This is a genomic window from Corynebacterium sp. Marseille-Q4381, from assembly GCF_036881695.1.
Lineage (GTDB): Bacteria > Actinomycetota > Actinomycetes > Mycobacteriales > Mycobacteriaceae > Corynebacterium.
Genome location: NZ_JBAJNR010000009.1, coordinates 1 through 17613, shown reverse-complemented (window position 1 = coordinate 17613; position 17613 = coordinate 1). Strand labels below are relative to the sequence as shown.

Genomic DNA, 17613 nt, shown 5'->3' with positions numbered 1-17613 from the left:
ACACTACGGAACCTGGGTGTTTGATCAATGAACGCAAGGTGAACGTTGGAGGAACTTACCCGTCCTTACACGTCCTCGCTGAACTGGGTCTTGCTCATCTCGTAGTACACGCCGCGGGCTGCGATGAGCTCCGCGTGCGCCCCCTGCTCCACAATCTGGCCGTCACGCATCACGATGATCACGTCCGCGTCGCGGATGGTGGAGAGGCGGTGCGCGATGACAAACGAGGTGCGGTTGGCGCGCAGGGCGTTCATCGCCTGCTGCACCAGCACTTCGGTGCGGGTGTCGACAGACGAGGTCGCCTCATCCAGGATCAGCAGCGCCGGCTGCGCTAGAAACGCCCGAGCGATGGTGATCAGCTGACGCTCGCCCTGGGAGATCGAGCCGCCGTCCTGGTCTACCTCGGTGTCGTAGCCGTCGGGCAGCGTGCGAACGAAGCGGTCGACGTAGGTCGCCTTCGCCGCGGCGATGACCTCCTCGTCGGTGGCGTCGAGGCGGCCGTAGCGGATGTTGTCCATGATCGTGCCCTTGAACAGGACCGCGTCCTGGAGCACCATCCCGATCTGGGAGCGAAGCTCGGCGCGGCTAAGGTCGCGGATGTCCACGCCGTCGAGCGTGATCGAGCCGGCGTCCACGTCGTAGAAGCGCATGATCAGGTTCACCAGGGTAGTCTTGCCCGCGCCCGTCGGACCGACGATCGCCGCTGTCTGACCGGGCTCAACCCGCAGGTTCAGGTTTTGGATCAAGGGGTCGTCGGTGTAGGAAAAGGCGACGTCGTCAAGCAGGACAAGCCCCTGCGCCGGAGTGTCGAGGCTGGCTGCGGCCAGGTCCTGCGGTTCCTCCTCGGCGTCGAGGAGTTCGAAGACGCGCTCGGCGGAGGCGACGCCGGATTGAAGCATCTGCATCATGCCGGCGATCTCACCGAGCGGCTGGTTGAACTGGCGGGAGTACTGGATGAACGCGGTGGCGCTACCAAGCGTGAGCTTGCCCGAGGCCACCTTCACCCCGCCGAGCACCGCGATCGCGACGTAGGACAGATACGAGATGAACTGCATGATCGGGTGCATCGAGTTCGAGAGGAACTGCGCCTTCTGCGCGGCACCCGCAAGTTCGTTGTTGCGGCGGTCGAACTCGCGCGCCATCTCGTCTGTGCGTCCGAAGATCACCGCCACGTCGTGGCCGGAGAACGCCTCTTCGACGTGGCCGTTGACCTCGCCGGTGGCCTTCCACTGGGTGACGAACTGTTTCTGGCTCCGTGTGCCCACCAGGCCCATCACCAGACCCGTCAGAGGGATAGCGAGCAGCGCCACCAGGGCCAGCTGCGGGGAGATCGCGAACATCATCACGATGATGCCGACGAGCGTCAAAATCGCGTTGAACAGGCTGGACAGGGACTGCTGCAGAGCCTGCTGAACGTTGTCGACGTCGTTGGTGGTGCGGCTCATCACATCCCCGCGCTCGCGGGCGTCGAAGTACGACAGCGGCAAGCGGTGCAGCTTCGCCTCGACGCGCTCGCGCAGGTCGAGCACCGCGCGCATGGTCAGCCGGTTCAGGATCGCGCCCTGGGCCCACATCAACAGCGAGGCGGCGAGGTACAGCGCGAGCACCACGACGATGAGCTCACCGAGCTGCGTGAAGTCGATGCCCACGCCCGGGTTGAGGTCCATCGCTTCCGCCATGTCGGCGAACCGGTCCTCACCCGCCGCGCGCAAGCCCTCAACCGCCTGCTCCTTCGTCGTGCCGGGCGGCATTTGCTTCGACACCACGCCGGAGAAGATCACGTCCATCGCGCGCCCCATCACGCGCGGCGCGTAGACGCTTAACACCACCGACAGCGCGTTCATGACAAAGACCGCAGTCAGCGCTGCCTTGAACGGCGCCAAAAGCCCGATGAGCCGCTTCGCCGACGGCCAAAAGTGCTTCGCCTTGCGCGGCGCGTTCGCCTCGTGCTCGTTCATCTGCTCGCTCACGCCTCCACCGCCTCTTGACTGCGCGCGATCTCGCGGTACGTCTCGCTTGTCTCCATAAGTTCTTCGTGGGTGCCGCGCGCTACGATCTCGCCGGCCTCCATCACCAGGATCTGGTGGGCATTGCTTATCGACGCCACCCGCTGCGCCACAACCACAACCGTCTTCTCCCTCGTGTACTCCTCCATCGCCTCGCGCAGGTTCTTCTCCGTCAGCGCGTCGAGGGCGGAAAACGAGTCGTCGAACAGGTAGATGTCTGGCTTCGCCACTAGCATCCGCGCGATGCACAGGCGTTGGCGCTGACCGCCGGAAACGTTCGCGCCGCCTTGAGAGATCGGCATCTCTAGGTCCTCGACGAAGCTTGCCTGGGCTACGCGGAGCGCTTCCCAGAGTTCCTCGTCCGTGGCATCGGGGTTGCCCACGCGCAGGTTCGACGCCACCGTGCCGCCGAAGAGCCACGGTTTCTGCGGCACCATGGAAACGGCGTTGACGAGATTTTGGCGGGGGATGGTGGCGGTGTCGGCGCCGTCGATAAGCACTTGCCCCTCGGTGGGGAGGTAGAGGCGCGGAATGAGGCCCAACAAAGTGGACTTGCCGGAACCCGTCGAACCGATGATCGCCGTGGTGGTGCCGGGGTGGGCGGTGAAGGAAGTGTCCTTGAGCACGGGTTCCGACGCGCCCGGGTAAGCGTAGGACACGTCGCGGAACTCGAGCACCCCGCGGCCGGGAAGTTCGCCCCCGTTGGTCGGCTCAGCTTGCCGAGGCTCGTGCGAGAGTACCTCCGCTATGCGACGGCTACACACCACCGCGCGCGGCAACATCATCAACATGAACACGCCCATCATCACGGCCATCAGGATCTGCATCAGGTACTGCATGAACGCGGTGAGTGACCCGACCTCGACCAAGCCCTGATCCACGCGGTGGCCGCCGAACCACAGCACCGCGGCGGTGGCCATGTTCAGGATCAGCATGATGACGGGGAACATGGTGACGAATACCCGGCCGATGTTGAGACTCAGCCGCGTTAGCTGGGAGTTCGCGTCGGTGAAGCGTTCGGCTTCGTGCTCCTCGCGGCCGAACGCTCGCACTACACGGATGCCGGCGATCTGCTCTCTGAGCAGGCCGTTGATGGTGTCCAGCTTGTTCTGCATCTGTTTGAACAGCGGCATGAGGATCGCCGCGATGATGCTCACCACGACGGCAAGTGTCACCACTGCCACGATGACCAGCCACGACATGCCCGCGTCCTGGCGCAGTGCCATGATGATGCCGCCGATGGCCATGATCGGCGCGGTGACCATGAAGTTGAGGAAGAGCAGCAGCGTCATCTGCACCTGCTGCACGTCGTTCGTGCCGCGGGTGATCAGGGTGGGCGTGCCGAAGTGGCTCATGTCCTCGGAGCTGAAGCCTGCGACCTGGTCGTAGACGGCGCGGCGCAGGTCTCGTCCGGTTTGCATCGCCGCCTTGGAGGCGAACCACACCGCCGCGATGGCGGCGATGACCTGGATGAATGCGACGAGAAGCATGGTGCGGCCGACGCTCCAGATGTACGGCACATCCGCTTGCGCGACGCCGTTGTTGATGATGTCCGCGTTCAAGTCCGGCAGATACAGCGTTGCCAGGGTAGTGACCAGCTGTAACGCGATGACGAATGCGAATTGGCCGGCGTAGGGTTTGCCGAAGCGCGCGGTGAGTCGGATGAGATCCACGTATGCCCCTTCTTCTCGTTGCCCGGGCAATCCTATACTTCCGTCGCATCGCGCACGGCTCGAGCGTGGGCACGGTACCGTCCGGGCGCGTCTGCTCTGGGCGCCTAGCCGTGGTAGTGCTCGGGCAGGCCGTTTTTGCCGTACGACAGGCGACGGTGCAGCCATTCGAACGGCCCCGGCTTGCCGGCCCTCTCAAGCGCCCACGCACCAGCTACCGTGGCCAGCCACGTAATCAGCGCCCAGCCGAGTTTGCCGGAGATCGTCGCGTCGCGAGTTACCCACCAGAACGCGGGCTGGGTTGTCAGGGTGAAGAGAATCGTTTGCGCAAGGTAGCCGCTCATGGAACGTTTCCCCAGCGCCACGAGGGGTCGGGCTAGGTGTGGGAGAGTGCCGGAGGCGTTGATACGCGATTGCAACGGCCGGCACGCGAGGGTGATTGCGGCGAGGATACCGGGGCCGGTCAGCATGCCGACAAGCCCGTTGGCGGCAGTGAGCCCTGTAGCCCACCCGGGTCCGAGCGCGCCGATTTCCCCGTAGCCCCACGGGATGCCGATGGCCGCCATGACTATGGCCGCAAGAATTGCCCACCCGCGGAGCATCCGGGAATTGCCGTTTACGTCGCCAAAGACGCCGCGCCGGCCCCAGACAAACCCGACCACGACAAGCGGGAAGAAGGCGAGCATCTCGATTACGCCCATTGCCGGGTACACCCAGAAGTTGGCCAGGCCGACGGCTATGCGCTGGCCGAGGTCAACGATGCGCGCGGGGCTGCCGCCTATCGGTTCCGCTGCCGACGAAAACGCGGCGAATATACCAGGGGCACGAAGTACCGCGTTCAGGGCGAACGCTGCACCTGCGAGCGCGTAGAGTGCTCGGTCGCTCCACCCGATGAACAGGCACAGGATAAGCGCCGCGATGCCGTACGCGGTCATGATGTCGTTGGTGAAAAACAGCGTCTTGTGCACTAGGCCGAACAGGAACAGGAACCCATAGCGGCGCGCGAGAACCATGCGCCGGGCGCGCAGCGGGTAGCCGCGCCGCTCGAGGCTGGCAAAGATCATGCCGACGCCAACACCGAGCAGGGTGGCAAACATGGGCAAACCGCGCACGTGCACGAAGAGCGTCTCGAAGAAGACGAGCAGCTTCTCCAACACGGTGCCGTCGCCGTTGTAGCCGCCGAGGCCCGCCGCGTGGTCGACGCCCTCGGCAGGGTCCCAGTCAGTGACCATGTTGGCCATCGCGATGCCGACGAGAGCGAACCCGCGGGCGAGGTCGGGGGCCACGAACCGCTGGTGGGCCGCGGTGCGCTCACCGGTGTGTGTTGTGGTCTCTGTTGCGGTCACTTCACTGCCCTCCGCTGAACGGCCGCATACGTGGCGGCGGCGAGGGCCACGACCCACACCACGAGGGTAGCTACTCCGGCCGTGCCGTTCCCGGCAGCGCCGCCTGGCAGGAGCTTCTCCAGGACCGCGGCCCACGGCTGGTTGATCGCACTGAGGGCAGTCTCCACGATGAGCAACTCGACGACCCAGACGAAGAAGGACGCGGTGCCCGAGCCGAGCAGCACGGCTGTCAGGGCCGCAAGCAGTGGGTAGGCGATCCACAGCTCGGCCTGGTAGCGCACCGCACCCGCGCTGTCGGCACCGCCCAGCGCGACGCTGTCGACGAACGCGTGCGCGCCGCCGAGCCCGATCGCCGAGGCAGCAAACGCCGTCAGTGTGCAGGCGAGAGCTGCGACGCCAACGCGGCAGGCAAGCTCCCAGCCGCGGTGGTTCGACGCGAGGTAGGCGTAGCCGATCGTGCCGCGCGAGTGTGCGCCGCCGGCGGGGAAGGCGCCTGCGGCGAGCGCCACGGGGAGCATCAAGTTGGCGGGGATGAGCAGCATCGCCGGGTCTGCGACGTTTGTTCCGTTGGGGCCAAGGAGCATCGCTACGGTTATGGGACCGAGAATGAGGGCGACCGCGACGAATGCGAGCAGGATGCGCGTCGCGGGGCGGGAGAAGACCTCCCGCAGGGTTGCTTTCAACGTATGCATGGAAAACCTCCTACGTCTTATTTCGTTGATTCCAGGAACACTTCTTCGAGGCTGCGGCGGGATTCCTGAAGGGAGTAAACCGTCACCCCGGCGCGCTGGGCGGCCTCGCCGACGTCTCGGGCGGTGGCGTCGTCGACGACAACGGAGTCGCCAATGACCTGGCCGCCGACGGCCTCGGCCAGCCGCGCCGGGTCGCTGCAGGTCGCCTCAACCCGGTTGGAGCCCAGGAAGTCCTCGAGCGGGCCCTCGCCGGCGAGGCGGCCGCGGTTGATCACCACAAGGCGGTCCGCAGTGAGCTGCATCTCGCTCATCAGGTGCGAAGAGACGACTACCGCACGGCCCTCGGCGGCCATCTCGCGGATGCGCCCCCGCATCCAGGCCACGCCCTGCGGGTCGAGGCCGTTGACCGGCTCGTCCAGGATGACGTTGGATGGGTCCGCGATCAGCGCGCTGGCCACGCCGAGGCGTTGGCGCATGCCGAGGGAGTAGTTTTTCACTTTCCGTTTTGACGCCTCCGCGAGCCCGAACGCCTCGAGCGCCTCGTCGGCGCGGGATTCAGGAACGCCGGCGTAGTCGGCGACCATCTTCAGGTGGCCGCGCCCAGTCGTGTGCGGGGCGATCCATTCCGGGTTGAGCAGCGCCCCGACGACGCGTGCGGGTTGGTCGAGGGATCGGAAAGTGGAGCCGTCGATAAGCGCCTCGCCCTCGTTTGGGGTTTCTAGCCCGACGATCATGCGCATGGTCGTGGACTTGCCGGAGCCGTTCGGGCCCAAGAAACCGGTGACGGCACCGTCCGGCGCGGTGAACGACAGCGCGTCTACGGCGGTGGAGCTTGAATACCGTTTGGTCAGGTTGTGAACGTCGATCATGGTTCCCACAATCGCGCGTGGTGCGGGAGAAATCGTCCGCCCGCGGGTGTAAATCGGCGCGTACACCCTCGGGTGTACGCGGCTAGTGGCCCAGCAACTCGCTGGTGCCCACCAGGCCCGCGCGGAACGCGAAGAGGACGGCGTGGACGCGGTCGCGGGACTCGGTCTTGAACAGAATGCGGTGCACGTGCGTCTTCACCGTCGCGGGGGAGAGCGTCTCGGCCTCGGCGATCTCCTCGTTTGAGTAGCCGAGCGCCACCAAGCGAAGGACCTCCACCTCGCGCGGGGTGAGGCGCTCGAGCATCGCCTCGTTGCGTGCCGCCTCCCGCTGCTCGGGGGCTTGCGCGGCGCCGATGACGTGGCGCGTCACCTTCGGCGCGAGTACCGCGTCGCCGCCGTGGACAGTGCGCAGCGCGTCGAGCAGCTCGTCAGGGTCGGCGTCTTTGAGCAGGAACCCGGAGGCCCCGGCGTCGAGCGCGCCGAGGACGAGGTCGCGCTCGTCAAAGGTTGTCAGCATGATCACGCGGGTGTCGGGGTGCTCGGCGAGCAACGCGCGGCAGGCCTCGATGCCGTCCGTGCCGGGCATCTGGATGTCCATGAGCACAATGTCCGCCGCCGGCTGCCCGGCCACCCCCGCGCCGTCGCCCGCCTGCCAGACCACGTCCATGTCGTCCTGGGAGGTGACGAGCATGGAGAAGCCGGCGCGCACGAGCGGCTGGTCGTCCACAAGCGCGACGCTGATCATCGCGGCACCTCCGCGGTCAGAACGAACTCGCCGCCGTCGTCGGTCACGTTCACGCGCCCGCCGTGCGCCGCGACGCGCTCGCGGATGCCCACCAGCCCGAAACCGTCGGGGCCGTGCTTGCTTTTCGGCGCAGCGTTGACCGCCTCCACACGCACCGACTTCGCGTCGGCGGAAAAGGTGAGCGCACCTTCCGGTGCGGACGCGTGTCGCAGCATGTTTGTGATGGCCTCCTGACAGACACGGTAGAGGGTGAAAAGCGTGAGTGGCGGCACATCCTCTGGAAGCTCGTCGAAGCCCGCGACGCTTAAGTCGAGGCCACGGGCGCGGGCTTCGTTGAACAGAGCGGTGAAGTCACGTCGGCCCGGGGCAGTGCCGGTGGGTGCTGCGGCGTCGTCGTCGCGTAACACGCTGAGTAGCCCGCGCATCTGCGACAGCGCGGTACGTGATTCGGCGCTGATTGTTTCAAGGGCGTCCCTGGCCACCTCCGGGTTGTGTTTGGATGCGTATCGCGCGCCGTCCGCCAGGGCGGTGATCCCGGCGAGCGTGTGGGCGACGATGTCGTGCATCTCTCGCGCGATCTGAGTGCGCTCGCGGACGTGAGCGAATTCGATCTGCTGCTCCAGCTCGGAGATCTTTTCCCGCCGGTTGCGAAGCTGAGCACCGAGAAGGAAAAAGAAGCCGAGGACGACCCATGACAGCGCCACCGCGCGGGCCGCGACGGCGGCGGCACGACCCGCCGACTGACTGCCCGGCCAGTCCGGCGTGAACATGCTGTGGGTGAAAAGCGCGACGGTGGGTATCGCGAGGAGCCAGACGGTCAGCCAGGTGCGGTCGCGCCGGGGCACCCGGGAGGTGGTGACGACCGCGCCGAAGGCGAGCGCTGGCTCCCAGTAGAGGGGGACGCTCAGCGCGTTGAGAAACAGCGCGAAGCTGGCGCACGCGGCGATCCCGGCGACGGCTGTGACGGGGCGGACGCCGTGCGCCGCGCAGCAGGCGCCGCACACGGCGATGAGCGTGGCGCCGGCTGCGGTGCCGGCCGAACCGTAAGGTGACTGCACCGTGACCCAGTCGAATACGAAAAGCGCCGTCAGGATTGCGATGAGCACGAGCACCGTCGCCCGCCGCCAAGTCGGGTTCAAGAACCGCTGCGTCGTGGCCAGCCATTGCATGCGAACCAGGATAGGTCCTCCCGGGTGGCCCAGCGGCGGTCAGACACCCGCTCCCGCCACGGGGCCTTACTGGCCGGCGCGGGAGTGGGAGAGCATCTCGTTCCACTCAACGATCTTCTTGCGCTCGCGCGGGTTCGTGGGGTCGGCGGCGCCGAGCGCGCGCTCAGCCTCGTCGAGCTTGTACCAGCCTTCCCAGGTGGCGTAGTCCACGCCGCGCTCCCGCAAAAGGTCGAAGATGTCGTCGGCACCCGTGTGGGTCGGCGCGATGAGGCGACCGGCGACAGCGTCGGCGATGAGCATGTCGGTCGTCTCCTTGGCATCGGACTTTGTGTTGCCGATCAGGCCGATTGGACCGCGCTTGATCCAGCCGGTGGTGTAGAGGTCGGGCACGATCTCGGATGAGCCGGCCTCAGCAAGGACGTGGCCGCCGTCATTGGGGATGACGTGGCGGTCGAAGTCGAACGGCACACCCTCGACCGGTTCCGAGCGGTAGCCGACGGCATGGTAGACCTGCTGGACCGGCCAGTCGGTGAACTTGCCGGTACCGGTAATGCCACCCTGGCCGTCGAGCTCCTGACGCTCGGTGCGCAAGCCCACGATCTCGCCGGCGTCGTCAGTGAGCACCTCGACCGGTTCCTCGAAGAAGTGGATGTAGATCTTGTGCGGGCTGTCGTCCGGCTCGCGCATGGCGTACTGCTCGAGCACCTGGCACACGAGGTCCACGGACTTGTCGGCGCGGCGGACTTCCTCCGAAAGCTGGTCGTAGTCGATGTCCTCGGGGTCGACGAGCACCTGGATGGTGTCGGACTCATCGAGCTCGCGCAGCTCCTTCGGCGTGAACTTCGCCTGGGCGGGGCCGCGGCGGCCGAACATGTGGACGGTCTCGGCCTTGTTCTGCTTCAGCGACTCGTAGACGTTGTCCGGGATCTCGGTGACCAAAAGCTCGTCGCCGGTCTTGGCCAGCACGCGGGAGATGTCGAGGGCCACGTTGCCCACGCCGATGACGGCAACTTCTTTCGCGTCGAGCTTCCAGTTGCGCTCGAAGCGCGGGTTGCCGTCGTAGAAGCCGACGAACTCGCCGGCGCCGATGGACTTGTCGCCGCCCGGGACCAGCAGTTCGCGGTCGCGCACTGCGCCGGTGGAGAACACCACTGCGTCGTAGTAGTCCGTCAGTTCCTCGACGGTGACGTCGCGGCCGACTGTGACGTTGGCGATCAGGCGCAGCTTGTCCTTGTCCAGCACGTTGTGGAGGCTCTTGACAATGCCCTTGATGCGCGGGTGGTCGGGCGCAACGCCGTAGCGAATCAGGCCGAAGGGGGCGGGCATCTGCTCGAACAGGTCGACGTGCACGTCGAGCTCCTCGTTGCGGATCAGCAGGTCAGAGGCGTAAATTCCGGCCGGGCCGGCGCCGACAACGGCGACACGCAAGCTCATTGGTTACACGTTCCTTTCGTGTGGGTGCTCTTTTCTCCAAGCCAATATAGTCTATAGACCAAGCTGTCTTCCACCCGCTGCCAAATTAACTTCACCCGTCCCCGACGGCGCATTCTATTCACCTGCTAATACCCAGATCAGCACGCCTTTTCTTGACGCGGCCTTGCGATAGACCGCACGGTACGGCAGGCTACCCGGAGGACGTCGTTAAGTAATGGCGCAAAAGACAGAGCGGTCTAGGTTTAAGGAGTTGCCCGTGAGCGCACCAACGGTGAAGCGGACAAAGAAGCCAGAGGGGCAGTGGCTTGTCGACGGCCCCGCGCCCCTCAACCACGACGAAGAGATCAAGCAGGAATCCGCGATCTGGGACGTCAAGCAGCGGGTGATTGACACCTACTCCAAGCAGGGCTTCGACTCCATCGACCGCGAAGACCTCTACCCGCGGTTCAAGTGGCTCGGCCTGTACACCCAGCGCAAGCAGAACCTGGGCGGTGAGCACACCGGGGCGGACAACAAAGAGCTGGAAGACAAGTACTTCATGATGCGCGTGCGCTTCGATGGCGGCATCTGCTCCACCGCCCAGGCCCGCGCTGTCGGCGAGATCTCGCGCGACTACGCCCGCTCCACCGTGGACCTGACGGACCGCCAGAACATCCAGCTGCACTGGGTGGCGATCGAGGACGTGCCCGCGATCTGGGACAAGCTCGAGGCGCACGGCCTCAACACGTGGGACGCCTGCGGCGATGTGCCGCGCGTGATCCTCGGTTCGCCGGTGGCCGGCATTGCCAAGGACGAAATCATCGACGCCACGCCCGCGATTGAAAAGATCCAGCAGATCGTCACCGACGACGAGTTCCAGAACCTGCCGCGCAAGTTCAAAACCGCGATCTCCGGCAACGCGCGCCAGGACGTGGTGCACGAGATCAACGACCTCGCCTTCATCGGCGTCGAGCACCCGGAGCTGGGACCCGGATTCGAGTGCTACGTCGGCGGGGGCTTATCTACCAACCCGATGCTCGCGCAGTCGCTTGGCGCGTTTGTCACCCTCGAGCAGGTGCCGGACGTGTGGGCGGGCGTGGTGCGCATCTTCCGCGACTACGGCTACCGCCGCCTGCGCAACCGCGCTCGCCTGAAGTTCCTGGTCGCCGAGTGGGGCGTAGAGAAGTTCCGGCAGGTGCTGGAGGAAGACTACCTGGGCTACGCGCTTGCCGACGGCCCGAAGGCCCCCAACAACCTCGTCGACCGGGATCACATCGGCGTTCACGAGCAAAGAGACGGCAACTTCTACATCGGGGTCAAACCTACGCTGGGCCACATGTCCGGCGAGCAGCTCATCGAGGTGGCGGAGTTGGCGGAGCGTTTCGGCGTAACCCAGCTGCGATTCACCCCGTTCAAGGAGTTGCTGTTGCTGGATGTGGAGGAGGCAGACGTGGACAAGCTGAAGCTCGAGCTGGACAAGCTCGGTCTCACCAGCGAGCCGAGCGAGTTCCGGCGTGGCCTGATCTCCTGCACCGGCCTGGAGTACTGCAAGCTGGCCCACGTGACCACGAAGTCGCGCGCGATTGAGCTGGCGGACGAGCTGGAGGAGCGCTTCGGCGACCTGGATTCCCCGATCTCGATTTCGCTGAACGGCTGCCCGAACGCGTGCGCGCGCCACCACGTCTCCGACATCGGGCTGAAGGGCCAGATGGTGGCCGGACCCGACGGGGAGAAGGTCGAAGGCTTCCAGGTGCACCTCGGCGGCACCATCGGCGAGGGCGCGAACTTCGGGCGCAAACTGCGCGGCCACAAGGTGCTTTCCACCGAGCTGACCGACTACGTCAGCCGCGTGGTGGGCAACTACGTGGACCAGCGCGAAGACGGTGAGACGTTCCGCGCGTGGGTGCAGCGCGCCGAGGAGGACGACCTGCGATGAGCTTTCGCCGCGCTCCGAACCCGAACCGCAACCACCCCACGTACTGCCCGTACTGCGGGGGCGAGGACCTGTGGCCGAACGAGGAGACGGATTTCGCCTGGAAGTGCGGCGAGTGCCTGCGCGTGTTCGAGGTGAAGTTCCACGGCCAAGACGATCCGGTGGGCGGCCACGCCAAAGCGCTGTCCACCCCCGAAGCGTTGCAGGAATCGCTGAAGCGCGGCGGCCACACTGCGGTGCTTATGCGCGGCAGGGATACTGGCAAGGATGAGCAAGACTGAAATGACAAACTTTTTGCAAACGTCGGGCGCGGGCTTCCGCGACCCGGAGGTAAGCCCTGACGGACCCAAGACCACACAGCCCCTTGACCCGGAAGTCGCGGCCCGCAACGCCGAGCTGGTGGAGCAGTACGCCGGTGCGCTGTACAACGCCACCGCCGAAGAGATCCTCGCGTGGGCGCACGAGCACGCGCCGGGACCGTTGGTTGTGACGCTGTCGATGGAAAACACCGTGCTCGCGGAGCTCGCCGAGCGCCACTTGCCGGACGCGGATTTCCTGTTCCTCGACACCGAGTACCACTTCCCGGAAACGCTCGAGGTGGCCGACGAGGTGGAGGCCCGCTACCCGGCGCACCGGCTGGTGCGGGCGAAGGCGCAACTGAGCCGGCCGGAGCAGGACAAGACGTACGGTCCGAACCTATACCTGCGCGCGCCGTCCGCGTGCTGCCGGATGCGCAAGGTCGAGCCGCTGGCGGTGCACATGAGCCCGTACGCCGGCTGGATCACGGGGCTGCGCCGCGCCGACGGCCCCACCCGCGCCGAGGCCCCCGCACTGTCGCTGGACGCCACCGGCCGGCTGAAAATTTCCCCGCTGGTGACGTGGTCGCTGGAAGACACCGAGACCTTCGAGCGCGATAACAACCTGATCATCCACCCGCTGACCCGCCAAGGGTACCCGTCGATCGGCTGCGCGACCTGCACCATGCCCGTCGCCGAGGGCGAGGACCCGCGCGCCGGGCGCTGGGCGTTCGCCGCGAAGACCGAGTGCGGCCTGCACGAGTAGAACTGCACGAGTAGTAAAGGAACACCTGTGACACAGACACCAACCGGTGCGCTCTCCCCGCACCTGAAGGACTTGGAAAACGAGTCGATTCACATCCTGCGCGAGGTGGCAGGACAGTTCGACAAGATCGGCCTGTTGTTCTCCGGCGGCAAGGACTCCTGTGTGGTCTTCGAGCTGGCGCGCCGCGCGTTCGCCCCGGCCGCGATGCCGATCGAGCTGCTCCACGTGGACACCGGCCACAACTTCCCGGAGGTCATCGAGTTCCGCGACCGCCTGGTGGCAGAGACCGGCGCGCGCCTGCGCGTCGCCCACGTCCAGGACTGGATCGACCGCGGCGACCTGGTCGAGCGCCCCGACGGCACCCGCAACCCCTTGCAGACCGTCCCGCTGGTGGAGACCATCGCCGAGGCCGGCTACGACGCAGTGCTCGGCGGCGCGCGCCGCGACGAGGAGCGCGCCCGCGCCAAGGAGCGCATCTTCTCGGTGCGCGACTCGTTCGGCGGCTGGGACCCGCGCCGCCAACGCCCGGAGCTGTGGGACCTCTACAACGGCGGCAAGCTGCCGGGCGAGAACATCCGCGTGTTCCCCATCTCCAACTGGACCGAGTCCGACGTGTGGGAGTACATCGGCGCGCGCGGCATCGAGCTGCCCAGCATCTACTTCGCCCACGACCGCGAGGTGTTCAACCGCGGCGGCATGTGGCTCACGGCAGGCGAGTGGGGCGGGCCGCGCGAGGGCGAGGAAATCCAGACGCGCCGGGTTCGCTACCGCACCGTGGGCGACATGTCCTGCACCGGAGCGGTGGACTCGGACGCCTCCACCATCGACGAGGTGCTCGCTGAGATCGCGACGTCGACTTTGACCGAGCGCGGCGCCACCCGCGCGGATGACCGTTTGAGCGAGTCCGCCATGGAGGACCGCAAGAAGGAGGGCTACTTCTGATGACCACGACCACAGACGCTTTGGCAGACCGCGCCACGCTGCGCCTCTGCACCGCCGGCAGCGTCGACGACGGCAAGTCCACCTTCGTCGGCCGCCTGCTGCACGACACGAAGTCGGTGCTCGCGGACCAGCTGGCCTCGGTGGAGCGCACCTCCGCCGACCGCGGGTTCGAGGGGTTGGATTTGAGCTTGCTTGTCGACGGCCTCCGCGCCGAGCGCGAGCAGGGCATCACCATCGACGTGGCCTACCGCTACTTCGCCACCGATAAGCGCACCTTCATCCTCGCGGACACCCCGGGGCATGTGCAGTACACGCGCAACACCGTGACCGGCATGTCCACCTCGCAGGTGGTGGTGTTGCTGGTGGACGCGCGAAACGGCGTCGTCGAGCAGACCGTGCGCCACCTCACCGTCGCCCACCTCTTGGGTGTCAAGACGGTGATCTTGGGCGTGAACAAGATCGACCTGGTGGACTACTCCCAGGAGATCTTCGACGGGATCCGCGACACCTTCGAAAAGAAGGCGCGCGAACTGGGTATCGAAGAGCCGATCGCGGTGCCGATCTCGGCGCTCAAGGGCGACAACGTGGTCGAGCGCGGCACCCACACCGACTGGTACCAGGGCCCGACGGTTCTCGAGGTGCTGGAGACCATCCCGGTGAACTCCGGCCGCGCCCTCGAGCTCGACTTCCGCTTCCCCATCCAGTACGTGCTGCGCGAGCACGCGAGCGACTACCGCGCCTACGCGGGCCGCGTTACTGCCGGCACGATCTCGGTGGGCGACACCGTCACCGCGCCCCACGGCCGCACCACCACAGTCGCGGGCATCGACACCGCCGACGGCGAGGTGGAAAAGGCCCAGGCGGGCGATTCGGTCGCGCTCCGGCTCGCTGACGAAATCGACCTCACCCGCGGCGACCTGCTGGCGGGCACGGACCGCCCGGAGGACGTCCGCGAGTTCGCCACCACCGTGGTGGGCCTGACGGAGACCCAGCTCACCCCGGGCAAGGCCGTGAAGCTGCGCTACGGCACCTCGCTGGTGCGCGCGCGGGTGGCAAGCGTTGACCGCGTCCTCGACATCGATTCGCCGGCGGGCGACGTCACCAACGTCGAGGCGGTCAAGCTCAACGACATCGCGCATGTGACCATCCAAACCGCCGACGAGCTGCCGGTGGAGGAGTACGCGGCGCGCGGTGCGGTTGGCAGCTTCCTGCTCGTCGACCAGGCTTCCGGCAACACGCTTGCCGCCGGATTCGTAGGCAACCGCCTGCGCTAGGTACCCGGAGTTCTCCATGACCGCGCTGATCACGCTCTCCCACGGGTCGCGGCACCCGCGGGCCGTCGACGGCATCAAGGCGCTCACCCGCGCCGCCGCGGCGCTTGCCGAAGCCGAGAGCGCGGACGCGCACTTGGAGTTCAATGAGCCGTCGCTTGAAGGCGCGGCGCAGGCGCTGAACGGGCCTGCCGTCGTGGTGCCGCTGCTGTTCACGGAGGCGTTTCACGCGAAACACGACGTGCCCGCGCACCTGAAAGCCGCGCGCGCACACGCGCCGCTTCGCCTGACCAAGGGGCTGGGGCTCGGCGAGGACGTCGCGGAGGTGCTGTCGGAGCGCTTGCTTGCCGACGCACCGAAGCACGCCCACCCCGTCCTTTACCCGGTCGGCACCTCGGACGAGGTTCAGGCGAGAAGGTACGTGGAGGTTGCGGGCAGCGTCGGCAAGCGAACTGCTTCAACCGTCGACGTGGTTGCCGCGACCCGCGGGGGCGAGGAGCACCTCACCGAGCTGGCGCGAACCCGCGGCGACCTGCACATCCTGCCCCTGTTCGTTACTGATGGGCTCCTGCTCGACAAAGCTCGGGATGCGATCCCGCGCATTGAGGCGGCTACCGGGGCGCGCGTGACGTGCTCCGGGCCGCTGACCACAGACTTGGCCGGCATCGTCGCCGACCGCTACCGAACCACACTGGAGGTGTGACATGCGAAACCTGACGACACTGCTTTTGATCGCAGTAGCCGGCCTGGCGGCCCAGCTTGTGGACGGCGGCCTGGGCATGGGATTCGGCGTCACCTCTACCACCATGCTGATCATGCTGGCCGGGCTCACGCCGGCCACCGCGTCCGCCGTGGTGCACACCGCGGAGCTGGGCACCACGCTGGTCTCCGGCGTGGCGCACACCCGTTTCGGCAACGTGGACTGGCGCACCGTCGCGGCCATCGGCATCCCGGGCGCCGTCGGCGCGTTCCTCGGCGCAACCGTGCTGTCGAAGCTGTCGATGGAGTCGGCGCGGCCGCTGATGTCAGCGATCCTCGCCGTGATCGGTCTGAACCTGATGCTCCGGTTCGCCCGCGGCCTGACCCGCACCAAGCCCGCGCAGCAGGAGCCGCACTCGAAACGCTTCCTCATTCCGCTCGGCGCGTTCGGCGGCTTCATCGACGCCGCGGGCGGAGGCGGTTGGGGGCCTGTAACCACCTCCACCTTGATGGCCGCGGGCCGCAGCGAGCCGCGCCGCATCGTGGGCACCGTGAACACCGCGGAGTTTCTGGTCACCGCGGCAGCTACAGCCGGATTCTTGGTCGGCATGCGTGACCAGCTGCTGCAGAACCTCGCGGCGGTTGTGGCGCTGCTGATCGGCGGCGTAATCGCGGCACCGCTCGCTGCGTGGCTGGTCACCCGCCTCAACCCGATCCTGCTCGGCGGGTTCGTCGGCACCATCATCTTGACGCTGAACCTGCCGGTGGTCCTTGCCGCTCTCGGCCTCGACCAGAAACTCTGGATCGTGCGCGTGCTGCTGCTCGCCATCGGCGCCATCCTGTCCTGGCGCGGCGTGGTGAAGGCGCGGGCGAACTCCAAGAAGGCCTCGGCGGCCGAAGGGATCACGATGATCTCCGAGCTCGAACCGGCGCCGGCGGCGCAGCGGTAGCCATGGTGCAGACCTTCGCAGAAGAAGCGGGCATTAGCCTTGATAGCGCCCCCGCGCCCCTCTTCCAGCTGCTCACCCTGTGCCTGCTGCAGGCGAAGCCAATCCGCGCGGACGTGGCCACCGCCGCCGCCCGCGCGCTCTTCGACGCGGGCCTCACCACCCCGGAGGCGATGCGCGACGCGCCGCGCAGCACGCTGATCAGGATCTTCGGACAAAACGGCTACAAGCGCTACGACGAATCCACCGCCACCCGCCTGCACGCCTTCGCGGCGAAACTGATCGACGAGTACGGCGGAGACCTGCGCGAACTGCGGGACGGCGCGCCGGCGTCGCTCGAGGTCTTCGACGGCGTCGGGCCGGCCTGCGCGACGATGTTCGCCCGCGAGGCCCAGGGCGTGTGGCCGGAGCTTGCACCGGTCTTTGACAAAAAGGCGCTTGCCGGCGCGCAGTCGCTGGGACTTCCCGCGGACCCAGAGGCACTGGCGGCGCGCGCCGAAGAAGAAGGCGTCGACTTGCCGCATTTCGCCGCCAAACTGGTGCGCAAGCAGGTCGGCGGCAGCATCTAACTCGGGCCAACCACGACGAGCTTTGCTAACATGACGCCCGTTATGGCCCCGCCGAGAAGTACATACTTACGCATCTCGGGCAGGGCTTATTTTGCCCGCTAGGAATGGAGAAATGCCCATGTCCACGCCGAACAACGGCTGGCAATCCGGAGGTGGTTGGGGAGCACCCCAGCCGGGTACCGGGCCAGCACAGCAACCGCCAGCAACCGGTGGCGGATGGGGGCCGACCTCCGCGCCGGGCGGCGGGTGGAGCGTTCCTCAACCGGCGGCACCCCAGCCC

General features: G+C 66.8%; 16 protein-coding genes. 8 read left to right on the top strand and 8 right to left on the bottom strand.

The features are described 5' to 3' along the window. Positions 1 to 65: 65 nt before the first annotated feature. The 8 genes from V6D40_RS08620 to V6D40_RS08585 form a co-directional block, all read right to left on the bottom strand. On the bottom strand, positions 66 to 1958 hold the full coding sequence (locus tag V6D40_RS08620) for an ABC transporter ATP-binding protein (protein WP_334290039.1): 1893 nt from the start codon (positions 1956 to 1958) through the stop codon (positions 66 to 68). 8 nt (positions 1959 to 1966) lie between these two features. Next, positions 1967 to 3679, bottom strand: a complete 1713-nt coding sequence (locus V6D40_RS08615; protein ID WP_334289953.1) for an ABC transporter ATP-binding protein — start codon at positions 3677 to 3679, stop codon at positions 1967 to 1969. 104 nt (positions 3680 to 3783) lie between these two features. Continuing rightward, a complete protein-coding gene (locus V6D40_RS08610) occupies positions 3784 to 5022 on the bottom strand; it encodes a DUF418 domain-containing protein (RefSeq protein ID WP_334289952.1) in 1239 nt (412 codons plus the stop codon). Then, the gene (locus tag V6D40_RS08605) at positions 5019 to 5714 is read right to left on the bottom strand and encodes a hypothetical protein (RefSeq protein ID WP_334289951.1); all 696 of its coding nucleotides are present in this window, start codon (positions 5712 to 5714) and stop codon (positions 5019 to 5021) included. The genes V6D40_RS08610 and V6D40_RS08605 overlap by 4 nt, the downstream gene beginning before the upstream one ends. A 17-nt stretch (positions 5715 to 5731) precedes the next feature. Continuing rightward, positions 5732 to 6583 (bottom strand): ATP-binding cassette domain-containing protein, encoded by an 852-nt coding sequence (locus V6D40_RS08600; RefSeq protein ID WP_334289950.1) that lies wholly within the window; start codon positions 6581 to 6583, stop codon positions 5732 to 5734. Positions 6584 to 6665: 82 nt separating this feature from the next. Next, on the bottom strand, positions 6666 to 7328 hold the full coding sequence (locus V6D40_RS08595; RefSeq protein WP_334289949.1) for a response regulator transcription factor: 663 nt from the start codon (positions 7326 to 7328) through the stop codon (positions 6666 to 6668). Beyond that, the gene (locus tag V6D40_RS08590; RefSeq protein ID WP_334289948.1) at positions 7325 to 8467 is read right to left on the bottom strand and encodes a sensor histidine kinase; all 1143 of its coding nucleotides are present in this window, start codon (positions 8465 to 8467) and stop codon (positions 7325 to 7327) included. Before V6D40_RS08590 ends, V6D40_RS08595 begins: the two co-directional genes overlap by 4 nt. A 96-nt stretch (positions 8468 to 8563) precedes the next feature. Next, positions 8564 to 9931 (bottom strand): FAD-dependent oxidoreductase, encoded by a 1368-nt coding sequence (locus V6D40_RS08585; RefSeq protein ID WP_334289947.1) that lies wholly within the window; start codon positions 9929 to 9931, stop codon positions 8564 to 8566. Positions 9932 to 10145: 214 nt separating this feature from the next. On the opposite strand from V6D40_RS08585, the gene V6D40_RS08580 reads away from it, so the two are divergent. Genes V6D40_RS08580 through V6D40_RS08545 form a run of 8 tightly spaced genes read left to right on the top strand, consistent with a single transcriptional unit; the run spans position 10146 to position 17333 of the window. After that, positions 10146 to 11846, top strand: coding sequence for a nitrite/sulfite reductase (locus V6D40_RS08580; protein WP_334289946.1), 1701 nt, complete (start codon positions 10146 to 10148; stop codon positions 11844 to 11846). Continuing rightward, positions 11843 to 12124 carry a hypothetical protein gene (locus V6D40_RS08575; protein WP_334289945.1) on the top strand — a complete coding sequence of 94 codons (282 nt, stop codon included), beginning with the start codon at positions 11843 to 11845 and terminating at the stop codon, positions 12122 to 12124. Before V6D40_RS08580 ends, V6D40_RS08575 begins: the two co-directional genes overlap by 4 nt. Further along, entirely contained in the window at positions 12111 to 12905 is a 795-nt protein-coding gene (locus V6D40_RS08570) for a phosphoadenylyl-sulfate reductase (RefSeq protein ID WP_334289944.1), read from the top strand. The genes V6D40_RS08575 and V6D40_RS08570 overlap by 14 nt, the downstream gene beginning before the upstream one ends. A gap of 27 nt (positions 12906 to 12932) precedes the next feature. Beyond that, positions 12933 to 13847 carry a sulfate adenylyltransferase subunit CysD gene (cysD, locus tag V6D40_RS08565; protein ID WP_334289943.1) on the top strand — a complete coding sequence of 305 codons (915 nt, stop codon included), beginning with the start codon at positions 12933 to 12935 and terminating at the stop codon, positions 13845 to 13847. Continuing rightward, the gene (locus V6D40_RS08560; protein ID WP_334289942.1) at positions 13847 to 15121 is read left to right on the top strand and encodes a sulfate adenylyltransferase subunit 1; all 1275 of its coding nucleotides are present in this window, start codon (positions 13847 to 13849) and stop codon (positions 15119 to 15121) included. Before cysD ends, V6D40_RS08560 begins: the two co-directional genes overlap by 1 nt. A 16-nt stretch (positions 15122 to 15137) precedes the next feature. Further along, positions 15138 to 15821, top strand: coding sequence for a sirohydrochlorin chelatase (locus V6D40_RS08555; protein WP_334289941.1), 684 nt, complete (start codon positions 15138 to 15140; stop codon positions 15819 to 15821). 10 nt (positions 15822 to 15831) lie between these two features. Beyond that, positions 15832 to 16767 carry a sulfite exporter TauE/SafE family protein gene (locus V6D40_RS08550; protein WP_334290038.1) on the top strand — a complete coding sequence of 312 codons (936 nt, stop codon included), beginning with the start codon at positions 15832 to 15834 and terminating at the stop codon, positions 16765 to 16767. Positions 16768 to 16769: 2 nt separating this feature from the next. Then, positions 16770 to 17333 carry an endonuclease gene (locus tag V6D40_RS08545; RefSeq protein WP_334289940.1) on the top strand — a complete coding sequence of 188 codons (564 nt, stop codon included), beginning with the start codon at positions 16770 to 16772 and terminating at the stop codon, positions 17331 to 17333. Positions 17334 to 17613: the final 280 nt, after the last annotated feature.